This is a genomic window from Acinetobacter sp. YH12105, from assembly GCF_013419095.1.
GTDB lineage: Bacteria > Pseudomonadota > Gammaproteobacteria > Pseudomonadales > Moraxellaceae > Acinetobacter > Acinetobacter pseudolwoffii.
In genome coordinates this window covers 36,335-55,346 of record NZ_VPAU01000004.1, presented here as the reverse complement: position 1 = coordinate 55,346, position 19,012 = coordinate 36,335, and the positions used below count along the sequence as shown (strand labels likewise).

The window sequence follows — 19,012 nt, the reverse complement described above, 5'->3', positions numbered from 1 at the left end:
AAACCTCTAAACCACAGCAGGAATCAAGTCAGGAACCTGCTTGGTCAAAGACAGACGTTGTTTGCCCGCAGTTGCACCCAAGAGTACAAAGCCACGTAAAGTGCCGCTACCGTCGATGGCTTTGGCCAGCATGCCATCTTCCAGCTCTTCAGTTTCCCAGGTGACCTCAACATCGACTGGTGCAGGCAGGACAGTTAAAGGTGCAGCAGGCGTTTTCACTGCCACTGGCATAGCCGGATAATGTACAGCCGTATGTTCGCCATTCAGGGTTTTTGCCAGCGCGCGCGCCTGTTGCATGATGGGCATGACATAAGGCAATAAGGTACCATTCACTTCAGCACAGTCACCTACGGCATAAATATCGGCATGATTGGTTTCCAGTTGCGCCGTGGTTAAAATTCCACGACTGGTATGAACATCTGCCTGTTTGGCCAAAGAAATATTCGGCTGTAGACCTACCGCAGACAAAACCACATCAGCAACGAGAGACTGACCATTGGCCAGCATGACCAAATAGTCACCATTTTCAGCACGAGAGACCTTCTCGACCGTGGTGCCCAAGACGAAATGAATGCCGGTTTCTTCAAGGTTTTTCTGGAAGGCCGTTGCAACATGTTCAGGTAATAAACGGCCCAGCGGTTGAGGTGCCAGATCGATCACTGTGACCTGATGCTCGGTATTTTGCAGGTCATTGGCAAATTCGCAACCAATCAGGCCTGCGCCTAAAATCACCACGCGTTTATCTTCACGTGCCGCCAGATTGCTGCGGAACGTCTTATAGTCACTTAAATTATTCACCACATGAATGTCATCACTGGCATCACCGGAAATGGCTAAACGTACCGGGTTGGCACCGACCGCCAAGACCAGTTTGGAATAATTCCGTGTGCTTTCCTGACCATCTTTCTCAAGTACCAACTGATGATCTTCCGGATGAATGGCTTTGACCCAAGTCTGCTGTTCAATCCGCATATTCAGTTGTGCCGACATTTTTGCAGCATCGCCCAATGCAATCTGTTCAGGCGCTTTTTTGCCAACCAAAGCATTGGAAAGGGTAGGTTTGGCATAATTTATCGCATCATCCGCGCAAATCATCAGCAGTTCATGCTCTGGATTAAGTTTGCGAAATTCACGTGCTACAGCATAACCTGCCATACCTGAACCAATAATAACGATAGGATGCATAGTCGTTTCCATGCTGTAGGGCTCTCCATGCTGTTTTATATGAGGATAAAAAGGACATAAAAAAAGACCATATCGACATGGTCTTTAACTGGGCGTGCTCAGACTTCGATCATTTCGAAATCGACTTTAGACACGCCACAATCTGGACAGGTCCAGTCATCCGGGATATCTTCCCATTTGGTTCCCGCCACGATGCCGTCTTGAGGCCAACCTTCCGCCTCGTCATAAATCCATCCACAAACGATGCATTGATACTTTTTCATGTAACTCTCCAAAACTGAGCAAGTGTAACCGTCAGCTTAAAATCCATAAAATGGCAAGACTCTAAAAGAATATGACTTTTTAACAGTGAACATATTTGGCTAAATTTTTACGCAGTTCTATTCAGAAAGTAAAGTGAATAAAAGCTTAATCAGCGAAATTAGCAGCAGAATGACTTTGGGATTCAGTATTTTTCTGAAAATGAGTCAAATCGGCTTTGCTGGCAAATGCTGTGGAGTGATGAAGCGGCTGCTGTGGCAAAATTTAGCTTAAATGAGGCGTTATAGACCAAAGTCGTGCAGTAAAAACTGAGGTTTTTATATAATTTAGAATCAGTAAAGTCTGGATTAAATATTTTTATAATAAATGAATTTAATAAAATTAATAACTTGTGCTTAAATATTGAGTTTTTATTATACAGCTCGGCTTGTTCATTGGCTGGAAATAGGTTTAAAATTCGCATATTCCTTTTCTTTTTTTAAGATCTCCCATGAGCAATTTGTCTACTTCTTTGTGGTCTCACATTCGTACGGTCCAAGATTTTCCAAAACCAGGAATTTGCTTTTATGATTTGACCCCACTTTTCATGAGCAATATTGGTCCATTGACTGATGCCCTGATTGCCAGCATTCCTGCTGACAAACTGGCAGAAGTAGAAAGCTTTATCGCAGTGGAAGCGCGTGGTTTTGTGTTGGCAAGCCTGTTGGCACAACGTACCGGCAAAGGCTTGTTATTGGTGCGTAAAGCAGGAAAATTGCCGCCTCCAGTCGTGGGTGTCGGTTATAGCCTGGAATATGGTCTGGATCGTTTAGAAATGTCTGCGGAAGTTCAGTCTCAGAAAGTCATCATTGTTGATGATGTTCTGGCAACAGGCGGAACTTTAAAAGCGGTAAATGAATTGGCACTCAAATGTCAGCATGAAGTACTAGGTGCAAGTATCTTTCTTGATCTTCCTGATTTGCATGCTGAATTAGGTCTGGATATCTGGTCAGTACTGGATGATAAATCTCAGCCTGAAGCTGCGGTTGCCTAAATTGTAGATTTAAAAAAAAGCTCCTCAATATCGGTAATGCCGGTCAGTTAAGAAATTGACTGGCATTTTCTTTTTTAAATTCATGATCATATTTGACAAGTAGAAAAGTCATCCGCAACTGTTTGAGGCAGGACTAGATTTAAAAATGATTGTTTCTGCGACAAATTTACTAGTCGATGGTGGCTGACGAGTTTTGCGGACGACAAATGCCTTTGGTTACTTTGGGCGAAACCAAAGTAACAAATTATTTTCAAGTATTTGATTTATAAAGTTAAGACTCCGCCGTGAATGACTAAAAGTTAAAGAGTCTATTTCTAAACTCCTTAACTGATCAGCATTACCTCAATATCGGGGCTTTTTTATTGTCTGATAAAATGATGTTCAATTTCCTGAATCAGCGTATTAATCTGTTCAGGATGTTCTAGTCGATGATGGCCGCCATCAACTGCCTGAATTTGCATATAGTCTTCAAGCTGTGCCTGAACCGCATGCATATCCAGAATTTCATCGCCCAGTTCTAGATAGGCAAACTGCGGAATATCATGCTGTAAATCGCCATGACAAATTGCCGGATAATCATCTCTGAAATTGGGTTGCAAAATGGGATTCGCCACCACACAGGGAAGGTGATAAGCCTGCGACATTTTCAATGCCCAATAGCCGCCAAGATTATGGCCCACCAGAATATCTGGTTTGATGGTTTCAATCATCTCATGATAAAAATTGGCGACCGAATTATAGCTCAGATTACGATAATCGACATCAATACAATATTTATGCACGACATTAATTGCATGAAACTTGGTGGATTCTCTGGAGGAATCTAAGCCATGTAAAAACAAAATCTTAGACATAATCTTACTCATTTTTATGGGGCATGCCATATTGGTATTTATTGATTGGCACATCATCTTCAATCTGAGCATCATTGTAGAACGTGTGGACATTCAAGGCAGTTAGCTATTGGTCTAAGCCAGCATTTTTCTGTGCAGTAATTTGCTCTACCTCATCACACACTAGGACTTTCATCTAAGTAATCGCATAATCGGCTCCAAATCGAGCTGAATTGTATTGGTAGAGTGGATTAGATTGACGGGATAAGGTTGGGAAAATGCCGAGATAGTGGATTTTTCCAAAGAAAAGCCGCTTCCTGAGAGTGTTTAAGCTACGATTTGGGTAGGATTTCTGCTATTCTATGCAACTTCTATTTTTTAACTAATCTTATTCGAGGCAGAGATGACGCAAACTAACGCTCAATCGACTTCTGAACAAATCATTTCCGAAAACGATTTAATTGCACAGCGTCATGCCAAGTTAAAGCAAATCGAAGCTCAGGCACAAGAAACTGGTAAAAGCCCATGGCCAAATACCTTTAAGCGTGAGCATTATGCCCAAGATTTACAAGACCAGTTCGCTGATAAATCTAAAGAAGAAATTGAAGCAGGCGAAAAGGTCTACGTCAAAGTTGCCGGTCGTGTGATGTTAAACCGTGGTTCATTTATTGTGATCCAGGACATGACAGGTCGTATCCAGCTTTATGTCGCCCGTAAAGAACTCGCTGCAGATGTACTTGCGACCATCAAAGGTTTAGACCTTGGCGACATTATTGCAATCGAAGGTTATATCGGTCGTTCAGGCAAAGGCGATCTGTATGTACACATCGAACATTTTGAATTATTAACCAAATCATTGCGTCCGCTGCCAGACAAGTTCCACGGTCTGAATGATACTGAAGTAAAGTATCGTAAACGTTATCTTGATCTGATCGTGAACGAAGAAACCCGTAAAACGTTTGAAATTCGTGCCAAAGTGGTTGCAGGTATTCGTGCCTTCCTGACTGAAAAACGTTATATGGAAGTTGAAACGCCAATGATGCATGTGATCCCAGGCGGTGCTTCTGCGCGTCCGTTTGAAACGCATCATAATGCACTGGACATGCCATTGTTCTTGCGTATTGCGCCAGAGCTTTATTTAAAACGTTTGGTGGTGGGTGGTTTTGAACGTGTGTTCGAAATTAACCGTAACTTCCGTAACGAAGGGGTATCTACGCGTCACAACCCAGAATTCACCATGATTGAATTCTATCAAGCCTATGCAGATTATAAGGATCTGATGGAATTGACCGAGCAGATGCTGGAAAAACTGGCGCTGGATATCTTGGGTTCGACCGATGTACCTTATGGTGATGAAGTGTATAGCTTCAAAGGGCCATTCAAGAAAATTTCAATGTTTGATGCAATTCTGGAAAATAACCCGCAATTTACTCCGGAAAATGTCAATGACCGTGAGTTCCTGGCAAAATTCCTTCAAGAAGAATTGAAAGAGCAAGTGAAGCCAGGTTTTGGTCTGGGTAAACTGCAAACGATTGTGTTTGAAGAAACAGTTGAAACCAAACTGCGTCAACCAACATTCATTACGGAATATCCAGCGGAAACTTCTCCATTGGCACGTCGTAATGATGATAATCCGCACATCACCGACCGTTTTGAATTCTTCATTGGTGGTCGTGAACTGGCAAATGGCTTCTCGGAGTTAAATGATCCAATCGACCAGGCGGAACGTTTCCAGGCACAGGTTGCGGAAAAAGATGCGGGTGATGATGAAGCGATGCATTATGATGCAGACTTTGTAGAAGCACTGGAATATGGCCTACCGCCAACAGCCGGTGAAGGTATTGGTATTGACCGTCTGGTGATGATCTTTGCTAATGCAGCAAGTATCCGTGATGTGATCTTGTTCCCGCATATGCGTCATAAAAATGTATAAGTGCTGAATTTTAGAAAACCCGCTTAGGCGGGTTTTTTTATGCTTTAAATCGCTATACTAAAAAATTAAAGACAAAAAAAACGCAATGATTGGGGTGATCATTGCGTAGAAAAAGGAATGTTTTTTTCAAACTACATCAAGATTAACTGTGGAGAGAGTTAAATCTGATTCCTTACTGTATGTAGCTATAATACGACCCGATAAGGCTTGACTCAGCAGTATTCATGTTAATAGATGTTAATTAAGGTTAAAACTATGGAGATTCTATGGGCAAGTTTGCTGCTTTATCGTGCATAAACACCTCGCAATAAAAAAGCCCTTCATATGAAGAGCTTTAGGTGATCATTTTATGTTAGAAACGGAATACACCTAAACCGGTTTTCACTTCATCTAAAGTCGCCTGGGTAATATCACGACATTTATCTGTTCCGGTCTTTAAAATATCCATAATATAGTCAGGGTCTTTAGCCAGTTCAATACGGCGCTCACGGATTGGACCAATCAATTCTTTGAGAATGCCTTCCAGACGTTTTTTCACTGTACCATCGCCTAAACCACCACGACGGTAGTATGCCTTAAGCTCTTCCAGTTCTTCTTTGTTTGGATCAAAGGCGTCCAGATAAGTGAATACTACATTGCCTTCAACCTGACCTGGGTCTTCCACACGAAGATGATTCGGATCGGTATACATGGCATTGACGGCTTTTTTAATATCTTTATCTGTCGCATCCAGCACAATGGTATTGCCCAAAGATTTTGACATTTTCGCTTTGCCATCAAAACCAGGGAGGCGGCCGACATTAGACAGTAGCGCTTTACATTCTGGTAACAGGTCATGACCGATTTGACGGTTCAGACGACGCACGATTTCATTGGTCTGTTCGATCATTGGAATCTGATCTTCACCCACAGGAACAACAGTGGCCTTGAATGCTGTAATGTCGGCAGCCTGAGCCACCGGGTAACACAAGAAACCTGCTGGAATATCGCGCTCAAAACCACGCATCTGGATTTCAGATTTAATGGTCGGATTACGCTCAAGACGTGAAACAGTCACGAAATTGAGGTAAAGCATCGTCAGTTCGTTTAAGGCAGGTAAACATGACTGAACACAAATTGTAGTTTTAGTTGGATCAATACCGACAGCCAGATAATCCGTTGCCACTTCAATAATGTTACGACGTACTTTTTCAAAATTATCGGCATTATCGGTGAGTGCTTGAGCATCAGCAAGTAACAAGTGTTGATGGTGAGAATCTTGCAGGCCTACACGAGAGCGTAATGAACCGACAAAGTGGCCGAGGTGAAGTTGTCCGGTAGGACGGTCGCCCGTCAAGATCACTGGACGATTATCTTGATTACTCATTATTTATTCCAAAGGGTAGTCAGTACTACAGCTGTATTTTAACGAATGGCAACATTGTACGGTATTCTGTTTTTGATTGTCAGCCAGAAAAAAAGCTGTATTAAAAAAATCTTATTAATTAAACAAGTGAATACAATATTTTTAAGAATTTTGATTAAAATAAACTGAAATATGATAAGGATAATAAATATGGCGAGCAGTTTATTACTATTATTAGATGATATTGCGACGGTCTTGGATGATGTGGCTGTGATGAGTAAAATGGCAGCCAAAAAAACAGCAGGCGTCCTCGGTGATGATCTGGCTTTAAATGCACAGCAAGTGTCAGGCGTACGGGCAGATCGTGAATTGCCGGTAGTCTGGAAAGTGGCCAAAGGTTCTTTTGTCAATAAGCTGATTTTAGTGCCGCTGGCCTTGTTAATCAGCTTTATTGCCGGCTGGCTGATTAACCCCTTATTGGTGCTGGGTGGTTTGTTTCTGTGTTATGAAGGCGTGGAAAAAATCGTACACACCTTGTATACACCGAAGGCCAAGGATGCTGAACAGGCCCGTGAGCAACTGATCCAGACTGAAACAGATTTGCACCAGTTTGAAAATGAAAAAGTCAAAGGCGCGATTCGCACCGACTTTATCCTTTCGGCTGAAATTATCGTGATTACCTTGGGGACGGTGGCAGCAGCCTCTATGCTGACCAAAGTTACCGTTTTAAGCCTGATCGCGATCGTGATGACCATCGGGGTCTATGGTTTTGTTGCCCTGATTGTCAAACTGGATGATATCGGTCTGCATCTGACCGAGCAGCAGTCCGATTTTAAACAACAAATAGGACGCGGCTTGTTGGCATTTGCCCCGATTCTGATGAAAATTTTATCAGTTGTTGGAACTGCTGCGATGTTCCTGGTCGGTGGGGGAATTATTAATCATGCTATTCCTGTTATTCACCACTTTACTGAAGATAGTGTTAGCTATGTACAGGATATTCCCAGTATCGGAAATATTGTAGGTGCCCTGACACCGACCTTGATTAATTTCGCCGTGGGAATTTTAGCGGGTCTGCTGGTGATGCTGGTCATCAGCCTGATTAAAAAAATCTGGCCCAAATCATCAAAAGCTTAAGATGCAAAAATATCTGCAAATTGAGCAGATGAAGAAAAGGAAAAAACTATGCGTTGGAAAGGTCGTCGTGTCAGTAGTAATGTAGAAGACCGTCGCGGTGGTGGTGCCAAAGCTGGCGGAATCAGTATTGTCGGGTTGATTGTGGCTTTTGTGGCCTGGAAATTCTTCGGTGTCGACCCACAGCAGGCTTATCAGACCACAAAGCAGGTCACCCAAGGCGTATCGGGTGCGGCGGAAACACGGGGTCTGGAAAATCCTACGCCGGAACAGCAGGAGTCGATTGATTTTGTCGGCACCGTACTGGCAGATACTGAAGATACCTGGACTCAGGTGTTTCAGCAGCAGTTAAATCAGCAGTATGTTCCCCCGAAATTGGTTTTGTTCAATGGCATTGTGAATTCGGGTTGTGGTACGGCTCAGGCGGCGATGGGGCCTTTCTACTGTCCGGCAGACCAGAAAGTTTATATCGATACTGCATTCTTTAAAGATATGCGTACTCAGATGGGGATTGGTGGAGAACAGAATGCCACCGAACTCGCCCGTAATGATCAGGCCGGAGATTTTGCGCAGGCTTATGTGGTGGCCCATGAAGTAGGTCATCATATCCAGACCATTTTGGGGATTTCCTCTCAAGTACAGCAGGCACGTCAGCAGGCAAGCGAGGTACAGAGTAACCAGCTTTCAGTGCGCCAAGAATTGCAGGCAGACTGTCTGGCCGGAGTCTGGGCCTACCATAATCATCAGCGCACCCAGTTTCTGGAACAGGGAGATGTGCAGGAAGCCATGGATGCCGCACATAAAATTGGTGATGACTATTTACAGAAACGTGCTCGCGGGCAGGTGGTACCGGACAGCTTTACCCATGGCAGCAGTGCGCAGCGCGTACAGTGGTTTAATACCGGCTTGAAATCGGGTCAGGTTTCGAATTGCGATACCTTTAACCAAAATATTTAGCTTGTTTCCAGATAAAAAAGGAGCAGGTGCCACTGCTGTCTCATCATTTTAACTTTGGTTATAGTTTGAATCTATGACCTCATGAAATCCTGCTTTTGACAGGTCAAAAGCAGGCAAAAGTCTTTTGTTCGCCATACACAACATGCTTGTCGTGATGGCTAAGGTGTGACCTCCTTGTCACACTCGCATCTCCAAAATCTACTTAATTCAATTGTGGGGCAGCTGTGGAGCAGGCAATCCTTTTTTATTTATGCAGAAAACGCCGGAAATTTCTTAATATCTTGATACTGACAAATAAGGCGGCCAAAGCAAACAAGGCAATGGCAAAGACCGTATATTTGAGATTGTTGATGTCATTTTGATAGAACTGCTGCATATCATGGTTGGTATATTCGAGAGCCGTGACTTTGCCAGTCCGGCTATCTCTAAATTGAATTTTTTCAATATAAAACAGATTTCCCGCTTTAATTAGGTGGACGCTCTGGATTTGACGGGTATGTGATTGATTGTCCTCATCACTACATAAAGCACTGTAATGCTCACAATTGATTTTGGCCACATAACCATTTCCTGCAATCAGAATAAAAATGGCATTGTCCGGTCGCTGGTTATTAGATACCAAAACATACTGTTCGCCAGTTGTACTTTTCAAGGGAATACGGGTTGCCTGCTGATAATGCTGTTCTGCCTGCAGAATCTCCTGAATTTTAGCGAAGCAGGTAAAACATAAGGATAAGGTGATCAGAAAAATCACGCCCGCAAAACAAAGACGAAAAATGGTTTTGACAGTTTGGTGCATGGGAGAAAAATTCAAAATAGAAAGATGGGAAAGCAAAAGCCGAGTGCTGATCTGTATGTTAAATCATCATTCGGAAATACTGAAAAGAAACTTAACTCAATTCGATAAAAAGAGGATTAAACTTGTTTTGCTAGAATGCCTTTTTACTAATGCTCTGCTATTCAAATCTCTATTTTGACCATGCCGCTCGGCGCATATTGCTCCATCTCGCCCGACTTTAGGAAACCGAATGGGAAATTTCTTTTTTCTTCAGCTACTCACGGTGGTCTTTGCACTTTCCATTGCCACCACTATGTTTAATAAGCGTGTTTTAGGTTTTCCGCAAGCGATCGGTGTTCCGATTGTTTCGGCCATCTTTGTTTTTATTTTGCAATGGGGCGCCAGTTTATTACAAGGTAATCCATTCTTTAGTATTAATATTGACAATATCGAGCAGGCTGTTCGTAATATCGATTTTTATGACTTTCTGATCAATGGGGTGATCTGCTTTATTCTGACCTCATCTGCACTGAAGTTTAAGGTTTCAGATTTACGTAATCATTGGCGACCGATTGGTATTTTGGCAAGTTTAGCGCTGGTCTTTTGCGCGGTGTTCTTTGGTGCAGTTTTATATGGCTATCAGTTCCTGATTGGTAATCATGTGGATTTACTGGTGTTGTTATTACTTGGTGCGGCTTTGGGGGCGACTGATCCGATCGGCATTAAAGGTGTATTGAGTTCAGTTCGCGCACCGCATCATCTGATTGTCAAGCTGGAAGGCGAATCGTTATTTAATGATGCCATGTGTATCGCCTTATTTATGACCTTGCTCAATGTTCTGCAAGGCGAAAACTTTACGGTACTGGCTGTCATGCAAACTTTATTGTATGAGATTGTGGTGGCCGTACTGATTGGTCTGGGATTTGGCTTTGCAATATTAAGAATTTTGCGTGGCAAGCATGAAATGGAGTCACTGATTCTGACCACTGCTTTATTGGCATGTGGCTCTTATCTTATTGCTTTATTGGCCCATGCTTCAGCGCCGATTGCCTGTGTCATTGGTGGCTTAATTGTCGGTAATAAATGGAAAGAAATTCTGGCCGATGCCGATATTGGTGATGTGAACCATTTCTGGCATACGGTTGAAGGGATTATTAACTCCTTCCTGTTTACTCTGATTGGTTTGGAGTTGTTTATTCTTGACCTGAGTACCAGTCTGGTTTTGGGCGGGATTGTGGCATTTATTATTTTACATTTAGCCCGCTTTGCTGCCAATCACTTGGCATTTGCCATGTTCCCCAAAATACGCCGAAAAAGCTATAACGGCAGTTTAACGATTTTGTCCTGGGGCGGTGTGCGTGGCGGGATTTCCCTGGCGCTTATTCTGGCGGTGGCCAATATTCCTCAGCTAGAGGCTTATAGCAGTATCTTGGTGGGCTATACCTTTATTGTGGTGCTCTTGTCGGGTCTGGTGTGTGGTCTGGGCTTACCTGCGGTGATGAATGCTTTTTACTATAATCCCGAGGAAGACACACAGGGCTTTAAAGGCTGGTACCAGCGTATGTGCCACAAGCTGAACCGTAAGGGTTTCCAATATATTGTTGGAGAAGATGTCAAAGGAAATGAAACCATCACTATTTTTCAGCCAGAGATTCTGATTGATCAGAAAGATATCGATGGTGTTGCTACTGTACATCATCCAGACAAAGTTCAAGAGGTAAAACGGCTGGAAAATCCAGATAATTTCTAAAGATAAAATCCAGAAGATAAAGCGCTACTGGATTATGTTTAATAGTGAAATGAGATCGCTTGAATCAGCATTTAATCAGGCGTGATTATTTTCCTATAGCTGTTAATAGGGGGATCAGGGCGTGATCTTTTATTTAAAGGTACTATTGAACAGATGAAATGCAGCAAGACAAGTTCAGCCAGTCAGGAAATGGCAGAGATGATTTTGACTGTGGTCAGTCAGATCCCTTATGCAAAAGTTGCAACCTATGGGCAGATTGCCAGACTGGCCGGTTTACCTCAACATGCACGTTTAGTGGGTCGGGTTTTAAGCCATCTGGAAGAAAATACCGACATTCCCTGGTATCGGGTGATCAATGCACAAGCTAAAATCAGTCTGAACAAGCTTGATTCATCTGGCCAGAATATTCAGCAACAAAAGCTGATACAGGAAGGGATTGTGCTGAATGGTGATCGTGTGGATTTAAAACGCTATCAGTGGGATGGTTGGGTCTAGATATAAAAAATCCCCGCTTTTAGAAAGTGGGGATTTTGAGTTTGATGCACGGATTACTTGCGAATAACCATCACTGGAATATCGGCCTGACCTAGAATGCTTTGAGCTACGCTGCCCAGGAACAGTTTCTTGAAGCCAGTACGGCCATGTGAACCAATTATGATCAGGTCAGAATTTAAATCTTTCGCTGCTTTGACAATCTCGCTATAAATCACCTGGCCTTCAAGTAGCTGGGTATCTACTTCAACACCTGCACCAGAGAATTTTGCTTTGGCTTCATCCAGAGTTTTTAAGATCGAGGTGCGGGCACGTTCAATCAGGTCGTTGGTTTGCGCTGCAGAGATATATTCCGCAGCAATATAAGGGTCGAGTGTCAGTACCTGTACCACTGTCACTTTACTGTTAAATGCTTTGGCAACTTCGACTGCTTTATCAACGGCAGCATAAGATGTTTCCGAACCGTCAATAGGGACTAAAATATGTTCAAAAGGCATTAGAATTCTCCTGTTGGGAATTAAGTGTTATAAAAATGATGACACGTTAAACCGAGTACGAATAGTTGTTTATACTTTGATCATAGCCTGTATTGTATAAAAATAAAACCAAGTAAATACATAGGTATAATGTCTAATAGATTAAACAGTTAAACGCAGGTTTCTGAGTTTTAAGTTTCATGGTTTATTGATTTTAAATAATTGAATTATATGGATTTACAGAAATATTCAAGCTGATTGTCAATCACATTGAATGGATGCCGGGTCCAATTTGATTTGTGGTGCCAGTTGTTCATATTGATTTAAAATCGCCTGCGTCTCAGGTGCGAAAATTTGTTGTTGCAGTTGCTGGATTTTATGTTCGTTCACATGCAAACGTGCACAATAGAATGCAATCTGATTTTCTTTGGCAATGGCCAGTCGTTGAGTCTGATCATATTCCGGATAACGCTTGATTTGCTGTTGAGCCCGACTTAATTGCGCCAAGGTGCGTTTCTGTTGCATGCTCATGAATTGTTGATGATTAATCCACTGTGCCACATCGCGACGTACTCCATTGTAGTTGACAAAAATAGGAGAAATCACCTGGCAGGCGGTGATTGCTAAAGTGCTAAGTAAAAGAATCAGTATGTTGATTTTGTACATCGGTGAAAGCTCCAAGCATTAAAGTTCTTCATAAGAATATGTGAAATACCAAATAAAAAATCTAATATTGTTTAAAGTTTAAGAGTTTATTCTTCATTTGCATAAAGACTGAACATTTGTGTTTTAAAATGCTTGACGATAGCACCTGAAATTACGATAATGCGCACACAGTTTACGGCTATGTAGCTCAGTTGGTTAGAGCACCGCACTCATAATGCGGGGGTCACAAGTTCAAGTCTCGTCATAGCCACCATTTTAAAAGACCAAGCTCTCAGCTTGGTCTCTTTTTTTGTCTTTTAAAAAGTATGGCGCATGATAAAAATTATTTGAAGCATCCATTAAATTTTCAGATATTTCCAAAATTATTTTTCTGTGATTGTTGATTAATTTTCTACTTTGATGGTTGATATAAAAAAATCGCCCCAGTATTCACTCGGGCGATTCGATTTAAATGACTAAGAAAAGGGCTTAGTTACCTGCTTTCCAGCCATTGACGATTGGATAACGACGTTCGCGGCCATAAGAACGTGAACTGATTCGTGGTCCAATTGCACCTTGGCGGCGCTTGTATTCATTCATGTCGACCAGACGGATGACTTTTTTCACCACCTCAGCATCAAAACCTTTCTCAATAATATCGTCTTGACTCATGTCTTCTTCGATGTATGAATACAGGATGGCATCCAGAATGTCATATGAAGGTAAAGAGTCTTGATCGACCTGATCTGGACGCAGTTCTGCTGATGGTGGACGAGTAATGACACGTTCTGGAATCACGGGTGTTTCTGAAATACTGTTACGATATTTCGCCAGTTCAAACACAATGGTTTTGTACACATCTTTTAAGACGGCATAGCCACCGACCATGTCACCATACAGCGTGCAATAACCCACAGCCAGTTCAGATTTATTTCCGGTCGCAAGCACCAGATTGCCGAACTTGTTGGAAAGCGCCATTAATAAGGTGCCACGCGAACGTGCTTGCAGGTTTTCCTCAGTCGCATCTGCCGGGGCGCTTCCAAAGAACGGGAAGAGTACCTGCATAAAGCCGTTTACTATCGGATTGATTTCGGCAATACCAAAGGTTACCCCCATATTTTTTGCTTGTTCAGCCGCATCTTCTACGCTGATTTGCGCGGTATAGGTATAAGGCATCATAACCGCCTGAACTTTGTCTGCACCAATGGCATCTGCAGCAATCGCAAGGGTCAGGGCAGAATCGATCCCACCCGATAGGCCCAGAATCACGCCGGGGAAGCCAGAACGCTGTACATAATCACGGGTTGCCATCACCAGGCTCTGATAGATCTCAGCCATGGTGTCCAGCGCAGGTGTAATTGTACCTTTGCTAAATTGAAGCTGTTCAGCATCATATTCTGCGATAGAAAGGCTTTCCTGGAAACTTGGGGCCTGTAGCGCGACTTCGCCAGATTTATTTAACACAAAGCTGGTACCGTCAAAGATCAGATCATCCTGACCACCGACCTGGTTACAATAGACCAGATTGATATTCAATTGTTTTACCAGAGCTGCCATGGTCTCGATACGGTGTTGTGGTTTACCCACTTCATATGGAGAGGCATTCAGTACCAGAGCAGTTTCGATATTGAGTTTTGCCAGCTGCTGTACAGTAGCTAAAGACCATGCGTCTTCACAAATCAGCACACCAAATTTGTGTCCGAGATATTCAAATACCAGATGTTGATGACCTTCACCGAAATAACGCTTTTCATCAAATACGCCATAGTTTGGCAACACCTGTTTGTTATAAATACCCAGCACCTCACCATCTTTCATGACGGCTGCTGAGTTATAACGCTGGCCATCTTCAGTTTGATTTACAAAACCGAAGACCATCACAATATCTTTGACTTCAGTCAGTTTTTCAAAAGCAGCTTTGGTGCGTTTGGCCAGACTTGGACGAATTAATAGATCTTCTGCAGGGTAGCCCAAGATTGCAAGCTCAGGGAAGATAATCAGATCAGCCTTATCTTTTTTAGCCTGATTGGCCTGATCAATCATTTTTTGAGTATTTGCATCCAAATTGCCCACATGTGGAGAGAACTGAGCAATCGCAATTTTAAAACTTTTCATTCCAATTAAATCCTATTCCTATAGGTTAATACACTAAATCACTGATTTTTATAATTCTAATTATCCAGCTGAGTGCATTTTGATACTTAAAAAAATGCCAAATGGCAAAAGAAAAAACGTCTTTATCACATGATCGTTAAATCTTGATCTGCGAGCTAAAATATCATACTTGGGTTATTTTATCGAAATTTAATCCAGAAGCTAGAGCTGTTTTGCGAGAATGAATGTTGAAATGAAAAGTTATTATCCAAAAATAAAGAATATGTAGGTTTTCTGCACATGAATAAATCTCAGGATTTAAATCATTTATTCATGGCCTTAATTTTCAAAATGCCAAATCAAGATGATATTTTGAATAAAAATGATTATATATCAAACAATTGTTTGGCTATCTAAAATAATATTGGGTATTTTTTTAAGAAAAATATCTCGGGCAATATCACCTTGTTGTTCAATATTATACTGTGAAAATGATTTGTTGGGATTAAATTGATATTTGTAAGGATTATATTTCCCTAAGCTTAAAAAATAAGCACCTTGTAGGAGTGCGCCTTTTAAAACCACATTAATCTGCTGTTGGTATTGATAAATATGGGTCATCTCATGAATAAACAGTGCCTGATAGGCCAAGCTTTCACATGAATAGTCTTCCCGATAATTTAAATTTCGTGCATGGATATAACCACTGGGTGCCATAATCACATGGCTGGATTGCCAGGGTAAATATGGGTGATTCATGATCCTGACTGCCGAATAGTCAATCAGATTGCCAAATACCTGCTGACAGATTCTGATTTCACCGGCCGTTAAGTTACGGCACTTAAACTGTTCAAAACGGATGAATCTTAAAATAAACGGTAGGGCATACAACAACATCAAGTACAGATCCTGTTCAAGTTTTCAATCTATGAATATGGTCGAGGTTCATGCATTTTAAAAGGGATTAAAGAGGCTATATGTAGGATTTTGTCAGCACTAAAAAAACCACCCCAAAGGGTGGTTTTTCTGTCTTGCAACGCCGTTCGAATTAACGAGCGATATCGCGTTGGACTTCACCAGTATAAAGCTGACGAGGACGACCGATCTTGTAAGGGCCGCTATGCATTTCTAACCAGTGGCTGATCCAGCCAACAGTACGTGCAAGCGCGAAGATCACAGTAAACATTTCTGTCGGGATACCAATCGCTTTAAGGATGATACCTGAGTAGAAGTCTACGTTCGGGTATAGGTTACGTTTGATGAAGTATTCGTCAGAAAGCGCAATACGTTCAAGTTCCATAGCCAAAGCAAGTTGTGGATCGTTGATGCCAAGCGCACCAAGAACTTCGTCACAAGTTTCTTTCATGACTTTCGCGCGTGGATCGAAGTTTTTGTAAACTCGGTGACCGAAGCCCATCAGTTTAACTTCTTTAGTCTTCACTTTTTCCATGAAGCCAGCAACGTTTTCTACAGAGCCGATTTCATCAAGCATCTTAAGAACAGCTTCGTTCGCGCCGCCATGAGCAGGGCCCCAAAGTGCGGAGATACCAGCAGCAATACATGCATACGGGTTAGCACCAGTAGAACCAGCTAAACGTACTGTAGACGTAGAGGCATTTTGTTCATGGTCAGCATGAAGCGTGAAGATACGATCCATTGCTTTTGCAAGAATCGGATCAACTTTATAATCACGATCAGCAGGAGTCGCGAACATCATGTGAAGGAAGTTTTCAGCGTAGTTCAAGTCGTTACGTGGGTAAACAAACGGTTGACCGATTGTGTACTTGTAGCTCCAAGCTGCTAAAGTAGGGATCTTCGCAATTAAACGGATCGCTGTGATTTCACGGTGATCAACATTTTCGATGTCCAGATTGTTGTGGTAGAACGCAGATAACGCACCAACAACACCCACCATGATCGCCATAGGATGCGCATCACGACGGAAACCGTTATAGAAGCGGCTAACTTGGTCGTGAACCATTGTGTGGTTACGTACTTTAGCGTCGAATTCTTCTTTTTGCTCAGCAGTCGGAAGTTCGCCATTAAGAAGTAAATAGCAAGTTTCTAGGTAATCAGCTTTAGTCGCCAATTGATCAATTGGGTAGCCACGGTGTAAAAGTACACCTTTGTTACCGTCGATGAAAGTGATTTTAGACTCGCACGCCGCTGTTGCCATAAAACCAGGATCAAAAGTAAAGTGACCTGCAGCCAACACATCTTTAACGTCGATTACATCTGGGCCCAATGTGCCGCTGTAAATTGGTAGTTCAATTTCTTTGCCATCAAGCTGTAAAACGGCTTTCTTGCCAGTTGCTTCAGACATTCAATAGATCTCCTGTCCTGGTGAATGTATATCCGAGTTGTCTATCAATCTTTTAATGCACAAAACGGATGGATCAAAAATTTGCTATAAGATTAGTGAGTACTGAAATTTTGTCAATTATACTTATGGATGAAAAAATGACGCTTGCACAGCGGCTTAGTCACACCATCTTGGTATAAAAAGTTCAGTAAAATCACAGCATCAAACCTCTATAATAAGTCAAATTTAAACAGAGGTGCAGAAAAAAATAGAGGGCCTGAATTATTTGTAAGCGTTTTTTCAGACTAAGAAATGCTGCGAAAAAGTATCGCTGATCTTATTGGGAGTTGTTAAAACTATATAAATCTCATAACTTACATGGTTTTTACTCATTTCCTTTGCACATGCAGAATTATAAATAAAAGCAATTAATTAAATTTTTGACTTGATTCAATTGATTAAAAAATAGCTTAATAAATGGCCAACTTTGCAGCAAAGGTCCCCAGTCTAAAAATAAATGAGTGATTTTTCGAATCCAAATCCTCTAAAGCGATCAAAAAATCCATCATCGAGTGCAGTCTAAGTGACTCTTTAAGCTCAGGTTATAATTATACCTGAAAGCAGACCCATCTTAATAACTGCTGCACTACCTGTATGAGCTTGATTTCCATTTAAATTAAATCGAGATTTTAAATAAGATTTGTGCTGCAACTGTGCATCTTTAGTCTAAATAGCGGGAATTGGCTTTAAAAAGAATAACAGAGTAAATTGATCAAGTTAATTATTTAAAAACAATTATATAGATGAAAGTTAGTGGATTCTTAGTCGCTAAAGAACCTCATATGTTGTTGTTAATGATTCTTATTTAAAGGGTTTTTCTTGAAAAAGCCAAATCCATCTGTTTGTGTTTTAATAGTTGACGTTTTATAATTCAGTGTCGTTTTGATTTTAGGCATGTATTTGCCTAAGAATGCCAGCTTTCCTTCGAATTAATTCCAACAAACTCCGGATGGAGTTTTTACTTACAGGATGCCCGCTGTGAAAAGCAACAGACCTGTCAATTTGTCCATGGGTCAAGTTTTAGAAGTAAACTTAAAATCGCCCGTGGCTATTGCATCAATTCTACACCGTCTTTCAGGTGTTATCGTATTCTTACTCGTACCGGTCCTTCTTTGGATTTTAGACAAATCACTGTCTTCACCTGAAGGTTTTGCGCAAGTTCAAGAAATCATGAATGGTTTCATTGTTCGTTTCATTGTATGGGTATTTGTCGCCGGCTTGATTTTTCACTTTATTGCGGGTGTTAAGCATTTACTTGCTGACATTGGCGTTGCTGAAGAATTAGAAAGTGGCCGTGTCGCATCTACTATCGCATTAATCTTGTCTGCAATCGGTATTGTTGCAGCATTTGTATGGATCGTACTCTAATGAAAAGCGCTACTGGTTTAACAGGTTCAGGTTCTCGCGATTGGTTTCTCCAACGTGTTAGTGCTGTTATTTTGGCTGTTTATACCGTTGTTATTTTGGGCTGGATCCTGTGTAACAGTGGATTCAGCTATGAACAATGGTATGGCTTCATGATGACAACTCCAATGAAGATTCTATCTTTATTGTCAGTCTTATCTCTTGTTGCACACGCTTGGATTGGTATGTGGCAAGTTTTCACAGACTATGTGACGACTCGTCAAATGGGTCCTTCGGCGAATGGTTTGCGTATTGTACTGACTTCAGCAGTGATTATTGCTGTGTTGGCATATGCAATCTGGGCGATCCAGATTTTTTGGGCGAATTGAT

General features: G+C 41.7%; 18 protein-coding genes and 1 tRNA gene. 9 read left to right on the top strand and 10 right to left on the bottom strand.

What is annotated here, in order from left to right; translation table 11 throughout:
* Window positions 1–6 precede the first annotated feature (6 nt).
* Window positions 7–1,185, bottom strand: coding sequence for a rubredoxin reductase RubB (gene rubB, locus FTU44_RS04855; protein WP_180049645.1), 1,179 nt, complete (start codon window positions 1,183–1,185; stop codon window positions 7–9).
* 98 nt (window positions 1,186–1,283) lie between these two features.
* The gene (gene rubA, locus FTU44_RS04850) at window positions 1,284–1,448 is read right to left on the bottom strand and encodes a rubredoxin RubA (protein WP_005096258.1); all 165 of its coding nucleotides are present in this window, start codon (window positions 1,446–1,448) and stop codon (window positions 1,284–1,286) included.
* Window positions 1,449–1,936: 488 nt separating this feature from the next.
* On the opposite strand from rubA, the gene FTU44_RS04845 reads away from it, so the two are divergent.
* Complete coding sequence (locus tag FTU44_RS04845) at window positions 1,937–2,479, top strand: adenine phosphoribosyltransferase (RefSeq protein WP_005096259.1); 543 nt, start codon at window positions 1,937–1,939, stop codon at window positions 2,477–2,479.
* Window positions 2,480–2,838: 359 nt separating this feature from the next.
* On the opposite strand, the gene FTU44_RS04840 is transcribed toward FTU44_RS04845, so the two are convergent.
* A complete protein-coding gene (locus FTU44_RS04840; protein ID WP_100328819.1) occupies window positions 2,839–3,333 on the bottom strand; it encodes a YqiA/YcfP family alpha/beta fold hydrolase in 495 nt (164 codons plus the stop codon).
* A 382-nt stretch (window positions 3,334–3,715) separates the two neighbouring features.
* On the opposite strand from FTU44_RS04840, the gene lysS reads away from it, so the two are divergent.
* Window positions 3,716–5,245 carry a lysine--tRNA ligase gene (lysS, locus tag FTU44_RS04835; RefSeq protein WP_005096263.1) on the top strand — a complete coding sequence of 510 codons (1,530 nt, stop codon included), beginning with the start codon at window positions 3,716–3,718 and terminating at the stop codon, window positions 5,243–5,245.
* A 352-nt stretch (window positions 5,246–5,597) separates the two neighbouring features.
* On the opposite strand, the gene trpS is transcribed toward lysS, so the two are convergent.
* Window positions 5,598–6,611 carry a tryptophan--tRNA ligase gene (gene trpS / locus FTU44_RS04830; RefSeq protein ID WP_005096266.1) on the bottom strand — a complete coding sequence of 338 codons (1,014 nt, stop codon included), beginning with the start codon at window positions 6,609–6,611 and terminating at the stop codon, window positions 5,598–5,600.
* Window positions 6,612–6,800: 189 nt separating this feature from the next.
* On the opposite strand from trpS, the gene FTU44_RS04825 reads away from it, so the two are divergent.
* Together FTU44_RS04825 and FTU44_RS04820 are read left to right on the top strand one after the other, a co-directional pair.
* Window positions 6,801–7,727, top strand: a complete 927-nt coding sequence (locus FTU44_RS04825; protein ID WP_086044017.1) for a DUF808 domain-containing protein — start codon at window positions 6,801–6,803, stop codon at window positions 7,725–7,727.
* 48 nt (window positions 7,728–7,775) lie between these two features.
* Window positions 7,776–8,681 (top strand): neutral zinc metallopeptidase, encoded by a 906-nt coding sequence (locus FTU44_RS04820; protein WP_180049643.1) that lies wholly within the window; start codon window positions 7,776–7,778, stop codon window positions 8,679–8,681.
* Window positions 8,682–8,925: 244 nt separating this feature from the next.
* On the opposite strand, the gene FTU44_RS04815 is transcribed toward FTU44_RS04820, so the two are convergent.
* Complete coding sequence (locus FTU44_RS04815) at window positions 8,926–9,480, bottom strand: hypothetical protein (RefSeq protein WP_180049641.1); 555 nt, start codon at window positions 9,478–9,480, stop codon at window positions 8,926–8,928.
* A gap of 229 nt (window positions 9,481–9,709) precedes the next feature.
* On the opposite strand from FTU44_RS04815, the gene FTU44_RS04810 reads away from it, so the two are divergent.
* Together FTU44_RS04810 and FTU44_RS04805 are read left to right on the top strand one after the other, a co-directional pair.
* Entirely contained in the window at window positions 9,710–11,209 is a 1,500-nt protein-coding gene (locus FTU44_RS04810; protein ID WP_005171990.1) for a sodium:proton antiporter, read from the top strand.
* Window positions 11,210–11,407: 198 nt separating this feature from the next.
* On the top strand, window positions 11,408–11,704 hold the full coding sequence (locus FTU44_RS04805) for an MGMT family protein (protein WP_074383182.1): 297 nt from the start codon (window positions 11,408–11,410) through the stop codon (window positions 11,702–11,704).
* Between the two features lie 53 nt (window positions 11,705–11,757).
* Here FTU44_RS04805 and FTU44_RS04800 read toward each other — a convergent pair whose 3' ends face one another.
* Together FTU44_RS04800 and FTU44_RS04795 are read right to left on the bottom strand one after the other, a co-directional pair.
* Complete coding sequence (locus tag FTU44_RS04800; protein ID WP_005096273.1) at window positions 11,758–12,198, bottom strand: universal stress protein; 441 nt, start codon at window positions 12,196–12,198, stop codon at window positions 11,758–11,760.
* 240 nt (window positions 12,199–12,438) lie between these two features.
* Window positions 12,439–12,843: a hypothetical protein gene (locus FTU44_RS04795; RefSeq protein ID WP_005171986.1), complete on the bottom strand. Its 405-nt coding sequence runs from the start codon at window positions 12,841–12,843 to the stop codon at window positions 12,439–12,441.
* Window positions 12,844–13,019: 176 nt separating this feature from the next.
* Here FTU44_RS04795 and FTU44_RS04790 point away from each other — a divergent pair.
* Window positions 13,020–13,096 (top strand) — tRNA-Met (locus tag FTU44_RS04790).
* Window positions 13,097–13,311: 215 nt separating this feature from the next.
* Here the strand turns inward: FTU44_RS04790 and FTU44_RS04785 are convergent.
* The 3 genes from FTU44_RS04785 to gltA all read right to left on the bottom strand — a co-directional run bounded on the left by FTU44_RS04785 (window position 13,312) and on the right by gltA (window position 17,239).
* Window positions 13,312–14,937 (bottom strand): NAD+ synthase, encoded by a 1,626-nt coding sequence (locus FTU44_RS04785; RefSeq protein ID WP_180049639.1) that lies wholly within the window; start codon window positions 14,935–14,937, stop codon window positions 13,312–13,314.
* Between the two features lie 372 nt (window positions 14,938–15,309).
* Window positions 15,310–15,813 carry a hypothetical protein gene (locus FTU44_RS04780; protein WP_180049637.1) on the bottom strand — a complete coding sequence of 168 codons (504 nt, stop codon included), beginning with the start codon at window positions 15,811–15,813 and terminating at the stop codon, window positions 15,310–15,312.
* Window positions 15,814–15,964: 151 nt separating this feature from the next.
* On the bottom strand, window positions 15,965–17,239 hold the full coding sequence (gene gltA, locus FTU44_RS04775; RefSeq protein WP_005096279.1) for a citrate synthase: 1,275 nt from the start codon (window positions 17,237–17,239) through the stop codon (window positions 15,965–15,967).
* A 1,008-nt stretch (window positions 17,240–18,247) separates the two neighbouring features.
* On the opposite strand from gltA, the gene sdhC reads away from it, so the two are divergent.
* Window positions 18,248–18,646, top strand: a complete 399-nt coding sequence (gene sdhC, locus FTU44_RS04770; protein WP_074383085.1) for a succinate dehydrogenase, cytochrome b556 subunit — start codon at window positions 18,248–18,250, stop codon at window positions 18,644–18,646.
* Window positions 18,646–19,011, top strand: a complete 366-nt coding sequence (gene sdhD, locus FTU44_RS04765; RefSeq protein WP_005096282.1) for a succinate dehydrogenase, hydrophobic membrane anchor protein — start codon at window positions 18,646–18,648, stop codon at window positions 19,009–19,011. The genes sdhC and sdhD overlap by 1 nt, the downstream gene beginning before the upstream one ends.
* Window position 19,012 lies beyond the last annotated feature (1 nt).

Coding starts and splice junctions, on each gene's coding strand:
- rubB (WP_180049645.1), bottom strand. CDS start 1,185: ATGCATCCTATCGTTATTATTGGTTCAGGTATGGCAGGTTATGCTGTA.
- rubA (WP_005096258.1), bottom strand. CDS start 1,448: ATGAAAAAGTATCAATGCATCGTTTGTGGATGGATTTATGACGAGGCG.
- FTU44_RS04845 (WP_005096259.1), top strand. CDS start 1,937: ATGAGCAATTTGTCTACTTCTTTGTGGTCTCACATTCGTACGGTCCAA.
- FTU44_RS04840 (WP_100328819.1), bottom strand. CDS start 3,333: ATGTCTAAGATTTTGTTTTTACATGGCTTAGATTCCTCCAGAGAATCC.
- lysS (WP_005096263.1), top strand. CDS start 3,716: ATGACGCAAACTAACGCTCAATCGACTTCTGAACAAATCATTTCCGAA.
- trpS (WP_005096266.1), bottom strand. CDS start 6,611: ATGAGTAATCAAGATAATCGTCCAGTGATCTTGACGGGCGACCGTCCT.
- FTU44_RS04825 (WP_086044017.1), top strand. CDS start 6,801: ATGGCGAGCAGTTTATTACTATTATTAGATGATATTGCGACGGTCTTG.
- FTU44_RS04820 (WP_180049643.1), top strand. CDS start 7,776: ATGCGTTGGAAAGGTCGTCGTGTCAGTAGTAATGTAGAAGACCGTCGC.
- FTU44_RS04815 (WP_180049641.1), bottom strand. CDS start 9,480: ATGCACCAAACTGTCAAAACCATTTTTCGTCTTTGTTTTGCGGGCGTG.
- FTU44_RS04810 (WP_005171990.1), top strand. CDS start 9,710: ATGGGAAATTTCTTTTTTCTTCAGCTACTCACGGTGGTCTTTGCACTT.
- FTU44_RS04805 (WP_074383182.1), top strand. CDS start 11,408: ATGATTTTGACTGTGGTCAGTCAGATCCCTTATGCAAAAGTTGCAACC.
- FTU44_RS04800 (WP_005096273.1), bottom strand. CDS start 12,198: ATGCCTTTTGAACATATTTTAGTCCCTATTGACGGTTCGGAAACATCT.
- FTU44_RS04795 (WP_005171986.1), bottom strand. CDS start 12,843: ATGTACAAAATCAACATACTGATTCTTTTACTTAGCACTTTAGCAATC.
- FTU44_RS04785 (WP_180049639.1), bottom strand. CDS start 14,937: ATGAAAAGTTTTAAAATTGCGATTGCTCAGTTCTCTCCACATGTGGGC.
- FTU44_RS04780 (WP_180049637.1), bottom strand. CDS start 15,813: ATGTTGTTGTATGCCCTACCGTTTATTTTAAGATTCATCCGTTTTGAA.
- gltA (WP_005096279.1), bottom strand. CDS start 17,239: ATGTCTGAAGCAACTGGCAAGAAAGCCGTTTTACAGCTTGATGGCAAA.
- sdhC (WP_074383085.1), top strand. CDS start 18,248: ATGCCCGCTGTGAAAAGCAACAGACCTGTCAATTTGTCCATGGGTCAA.
- sdhD (WP_005096282.1), top strand. CDS start 18,646: ATGAAAAGCGCTACTGGTTTAACAGGTTCAGGTTCTCGCGATTGGTTT.